The organism is Photorhabdus caribbeanensis (genome assembly GCF_018448885.1).
GTDB lineage: Bacteria > Pseudomonadota > Gammaproteobacteria > Enterobacterales > Enterobacteriaceae > Photorhabdus > Photorhabdus caribbeanensis.
Map to the genome: position 1 here is coordinate 1 of NZ_RCWB01000073.1, position 5,326 is coordinate 5,326.

The 5,326-nt window shown below is 44.7% G+C and carries 4 protein-coding genes; all 4 read left to right on the plus strand.

Features of this window, described 5'->3' with window-relative positions:
• The coding region (locus EAE90_RS22715) for a T6SS immunity protein Tli4 family protein (RefSeq protein ID WP_246551088.1) at window positions 1–599 on the plus strand (599 nt) is incomplete at its 5' end.
• A 553-nt stretch (window positions 600–1,152) separates the two neighbouring features.
• Window positions 1,153–1,611, plus strand: a complete 459-nt coding sequence (locus EAE90_RS22720) for a T6SS immunity protein Tli4 family protein (protein WP_246551089.1) — start codon at window positions 1,153–1,155, stop codon at window positions 1,609–1,611.
• Window positions 1,612–2,152: 541 nt separating this feature from the next.
• A complete protein-coding gene (locus EAE90_RS22725; protein WP_214055397.1) occupies window positions 2,153–3,271 on the plus strand; it encodes a hypothetical protein in 1,119 nt (372 codons plus the stop codon).
• The coding region (locus tag EAE90_RS22730; RefSeq protein ID WP_281422391.1) for an ImcF-related family protein at window positions 3,268–5,326 on the plus strand (2,059 nt) is incomplete at its 3' end. The genes EAE90_RS22725 and EAE90_RS22730, both read left to right, overlap by 4 nt.

Genomic DNA, 5,326 nt, shown 5'->3' on the forward strand with positions numbered 1-5,326 from the left:
GTTATATCAGAGCTGGTTTTTCTGAGGATGAATTAAATACCACAGATAAAACGATGATGAAAATGAGGAATTTATTATCCAGAATCAGCGGCCGAAAAGATACAGAAATACCTACAGAGGCAGGTACCTGTATTCCTGATGGTTTTATTACTGGCAGTCATGATGAGAAAGAGAATATGACTTTTGTCTATAAGCGAGATGAAAGTGATCATTTTACTTTCAATGTTGAAATATTGAATGATCTTCAAGAGAAAGACCATCTGTTAGAGCGTCTGAGGGGAATGGAAGGTATGTTTTTGTCCATGCATGCTAAGATAATAAGGAAAGGGAAACGGGAAATTAATGGCACTTATACGGAGGAAGTTTTAACAACTGCACCGACAGAAAAAATTGAAGAACCGGAAACCAAAATTCCGGGATATAAATTTATTTTAATTGCTAATGAAACAATCGGGGATTATAAGAACCCTTTTGTTAGAATTAATCTGAGAAATGACCGGTTATCTGCAACACCGTTCAGTGAAAATGAACTGATAACGTTTTGGGATGCGGTAACGAGTACTTTTCGTAAAAGGCCCGGTGCTTTTAAACGGCAATAACATGCTTCAAATAAAACCCCTTATAGGGATGTAAGGGTTAACAATCAGCGGAAGGAGAAACCAGATGTTTAAAGAAATAACCAGTTAGTGGGGGTTGATATGATTCATTTTGAGCTTTGGCAACTTGTATTAGGCATGTATCTTTTACTACTATATTACACTTGGCCGATAATTCTGATACTGGATGTATTTACTCTTTATCGGATAAAGAAATGCATTAAAGATAAGGAATACGGGCGTGCGTCACGCTTGATTTTTGCTGCTGTATTCATGAGTGGTTCCCTTATCGCCTTAATAATATGGATAAATTTATATAATTAAACAGATGAGGAGATGATTATGTTTAATATGATTGGTTTCAGTCATATCACTGATCAAAGTAGAATCGTAAGCGTGACAGCGTTAACGTTCTATGATAAAGACAAATCGGTTAAATTAATCGGTGGCCTGATTTTTTATTTAAATGCGAAACAGGGTATGCATTCAATGGTGATATATGATTGTTGTTGCCCGTTTTCGATTCCATTCCCTAGGATAATATCGAGTTATTATTATGAGTTGGCCCATACCTGAAATATTGGAACTTAAAGCAGTGGTGCCTTTGCGTTATCGGTTGTGGTTTATCATTTTACTTTTGGTTGAGATGTTGAATGATCTTCAAGAGAAAGACCATATGTTAGATCGTATTGTCAGTATGGAAGGTGTATTACTGGCTATGCATACTAAGCTCATAAGGAAAGGAAAACGAGAAATTCACGGCACTTATACAGAGGAAATTTTAGCGAAAGTGCCGACAAAAGTCATCGAACAACCGGAAATTGAAATCCCGGGATATATGTTTAATTTAGTTGCAAATGAAACGGCTGGGGATTATAAGAATCCTTTTGTTAATATCGAATTAGTGAATGATCGGTCATCCGCAACGCCGTACAGTGAAAATGAACTGATAACGTTTTGGGATGCGGTAACGAGTACTTTTCGTAAAAGGCCCGGCGCTTTTAAACGGCAATAGCATGCTTCAAATAAAACCCCTTATAGGGATGTAAGGGTTAACCATCAGCAGAAGGAGAAACCAGATGTTTAAAGAAATAATCAGTTAGTGAGGTTAGATGTGATTAGTTTTGGTTTTTGGGGATCGGCATTATTAGTCTATCTTTTAATATTATTTTACACTTGGCCGATAATTGTGATGCTTGATGTATCTGCCATTTGTCGGATAAAGAAAAGCATTAAAGATAAGAAATACTGGAGTGCGTCATTCTTGATTTTTGCCGCTGTATTAATGAGTGGCTCCCTTATTTTCTTCATGGTATGTATAGGTTTATATGGTTAAACGGATGAGGAGATGATTATGTTTATCAGTCATGTTACTGATCAAAGTAGAATCTTAAGCGTGCCAGCGTTAACGTTCTATGATAAGGATAAACCGGTTAAATTAATCGGTGGCCTGATTTTTTATTTAAATGCGAAACAGGGTATGCATTCAATGGTGATATATGATTGTTGTTGCCCGTTTTCGATTCCATTACCCAGGATAATATCGAGTTATTATTATGAGTTGGCCCATACCTGAAATACCGGAACTTAAAGTCGTGGCGCCTTTGCGTTATCGATTATGGTTTATCATTTTACTTTTGATATTGATTGTCGGCACATTGGTTTACGCTGTGCTAAAAGATACCACCGATTTCTATCACGCGGCGATTTATAGCAGCTTACCGTCCTTTCTGGTGTGGTTGCTGTTATTTGGTGCGGTATTAAATCGCTATGAGCAATATTGCGCGGCAGCATACGCTTGGGAAGAAGCCAGTGCTGAAACTCGTTTCCAATGGCAGCAATGGAGCAGAAAACAACTGGCGGTGATTGGTAATATTATTCTGACGCCTGAGCAACAAGGTATTGCGCCACTGTTAGGTGATGCGAAAGAGATTCCTGCTTTTCCTGAACAAGGACGGGCATTATCTCTGCCATCGAGCGATAAGCGGCAATTATTAGCTAAAATTGATCAGGATTTTGAAAAACAATGTCCGGGTTATCGTTCTCTTTTACGCCAGATTTATATTGCTTCCGACGATCACTCTTTGTATGAATCTGCGATATATCGACAGTGGAAAATGAACCCTTTACCTATAATAAACCGAGATGAAATCGATAAATTATACGATGAGGATGATTTCGAAGGGCTGATAATGGTTATTGCATTCCAGTGCTGGCCTTCTGAAAACAATAAGAAAGCCTACAGTGAATTTGTCTCGGCTCAATTATTTTCGTCGACAAAATTTGCCACGCAGGAAAAACTTACTGTCTTTGCCGGTATGGGAAGAACATTACCTTCATTACCCGGAGAGATAATCAAAGACTTACAGATATTGTTTGAATATAACCGTATTGATAAAAATAACATGCGGCACCTTTGGATAACAGGTGTCACGAATGATGTTCTGACTGAACTGGCAATTAACAGTCATGACTCTGAGTTTAATCTTTTCACCGAAAATTCGGTTCATTTAATCGATCATACTTTTGGTCCTCCGGGGCCGCTATCGATATTTTTGGCATCAGCCATGCTAACTGAGGCAATTAGCCTGACCGGTAGCGATCATATCGTTATCAATCAATTACCAGAGGGGAGCGCTAGCCTCTATTTAATGACTAAGGAATTACATCAATGAAAATTAATCGTCATCACCAATATGGCTATTTTGGGTATATTTTTATTACCCTTAGCCTTGCTGGGATATTTCTCATGTTGATCTACTTGAATAAAACATTACTTGAGGAAAGGGGGCTGCTTAAATCCGCATTGTATGCCTACGCCACAGTTTTTCCGCTCTTATTAATAGGCTTATTTGGCAATGCTGTCTGGTGGCATATTCGGCAGAATAAAGCGCAGAAAAAACTCAGACCTGAAACCGATCGGGCATCGGATCGCTCCAGCCAGTCCGCTTTGATATTGAGTGATTTGGGCGATCGCATGCGCCTCCGTTACGGGCGGTTCTGGTGGTATAAAGTCCGCATTTTACTGGTGGTGGGCGAAGTGGAGCAGGTGGAAGCCATCGCGCCGGGGCTGACGACTGCGTATTGGCAGGAGGGCTATCGCTCGTTGTTGCTCTGGGGCGGCAGTTTGCAGACGGCGGAACCGGATACCGCTCAGCTGATGGCTTTGCGTCGCTTGCGCCGTTACCGCACGCTCAATGGCATTGTTTGGGCGCTGACCGAAAACCAAAGCGCGCAGCCGGTGTGGATGGATAAAGCTTTGCGGATGTTGCAAAAACAGGCCCAACAGTTGCGCTGGCAGGCTCCGGTCTACCTGTGGCAGGTGTGTCACAGCAACTGGTCTCAGGAAGATCGTATCACTCAGGCCGTCGGCTGCTTTTTTCCTGAACGTTGTACCCCGGATATTGTGGCGACACAGTTGCAAGAATTGGTTGACCCGTTGCGCAAGCGCGGGATGCAGCAACTGTTGGAGAAGACGGCCCATGATTTTCTCTGTCGTCTGTCTGCCAACTTAAAACAACGGGGGATTGCGCACTGGCAGCAGGTCCTGACGCCGTGGTTAGCGGAGTATGGCGATGTAGTGTCGCTGCGCGGTCTGATGTTCAGTTTGCCGCTCCGGGCGATAAAGACCAGCCTCCCGCAGATCTGGCTGCCCGATACCGCCTGGCAGGGGGTGCTGGAGGGCAGTCGTCGTTTCCACGGTCGGCGGGTGGGCATGCCCCGCGCACAGACCGTCTGTCGTGGCCTGATGGTGCTGGGCTTATTGTGGGGTGCCGGAATGGTGCTCTCCTTTTTCACCAACCGTGACCAGATAGCCGTGGTGCAGGCGGCGGTGACTGACTTGAAAACTCAGCCGGAAGGCTCTGATGCCCAATTGATGGCCTTGAAGGATCTGCGTAACGAGGTGGACCGGATGCAAGACCGGGCTGAACATGGTGTACCGTGGTATGAGCGTTTTGGTTTGAGTCAGAATCAGAAACTATTGACGGCAGTGCTGCCCTATTATGCGCAGGCTAATAACCGCCTGATCCGGGACAGAGCCGCCGCGGTGCTGCATGCGAAACTGAGTGCGCTGGTGAATTTACCGCCGGGCAGCCCTTTGCGGGCTAAATGGGCGCAAGCCGGTCATGACCAGTTGAAAGCCTATCTGATGATGGCGCAGCCGGAAAAAATGGATGCCGCGTTTTTAACCCGGATACTGAATGAAAATGAACTTGAGCGGGCCGGTATTACCCCTGATGTCTGGCTGGATACGGCGTGGGGTTTGTGGAGTTTTTATGCGGAGAATCTGCCCGCGCATCCTGAATGGCGGATAACCCCGGATAAGGCGTTGATTAAACAGGCGCGTCAGTTGTTGCTGCTCCAGTTAGGTAAGCACAATGCCGAAGCGGCACTTTACCAGCAGATGCTGCAATCGGTGGAGAAAAATTATTCTGACCTGACGTTAAGACAAATGACCGGCGACACCGATGCGGCGCGATTGTTTACCACCTCTCATGTGATACCGGGGATGTTTACCCGTCAGGCGTGGGAAGGAGGGATACAAAAAGCGATAGCGGAGGCGGTGGCGTCACGTAAGGAGGCGATTGACTGGGTGCTGAGCGATAACCGTCAGACAGTCTCGGCGTCGGTATCCCCCGAAGAGCTGAAAGCCCGGCTGACCGCCCGTTACTTTACCGATTTCGCCGGGGCGTGGCAGGATTTTCTCAACAGCCTGCGCTGGAACAAAA

Coding starts and splice junctions, on each gene's coding strand:
- EAE90_RS22725 (WP_214055397.1), top strand. CDS start 2,153: ATGAGTTGGCCCATACCTGAAATACCGGAACTTAAAGTCGTGGCGCCT.
- EAE90_RS22720 (WP_246551089.1), top strand. CDS start 1,153: ATGAGTTGGCCCATACCTGAAATATTGGAACTTAAAGCAGTGGTGCCT.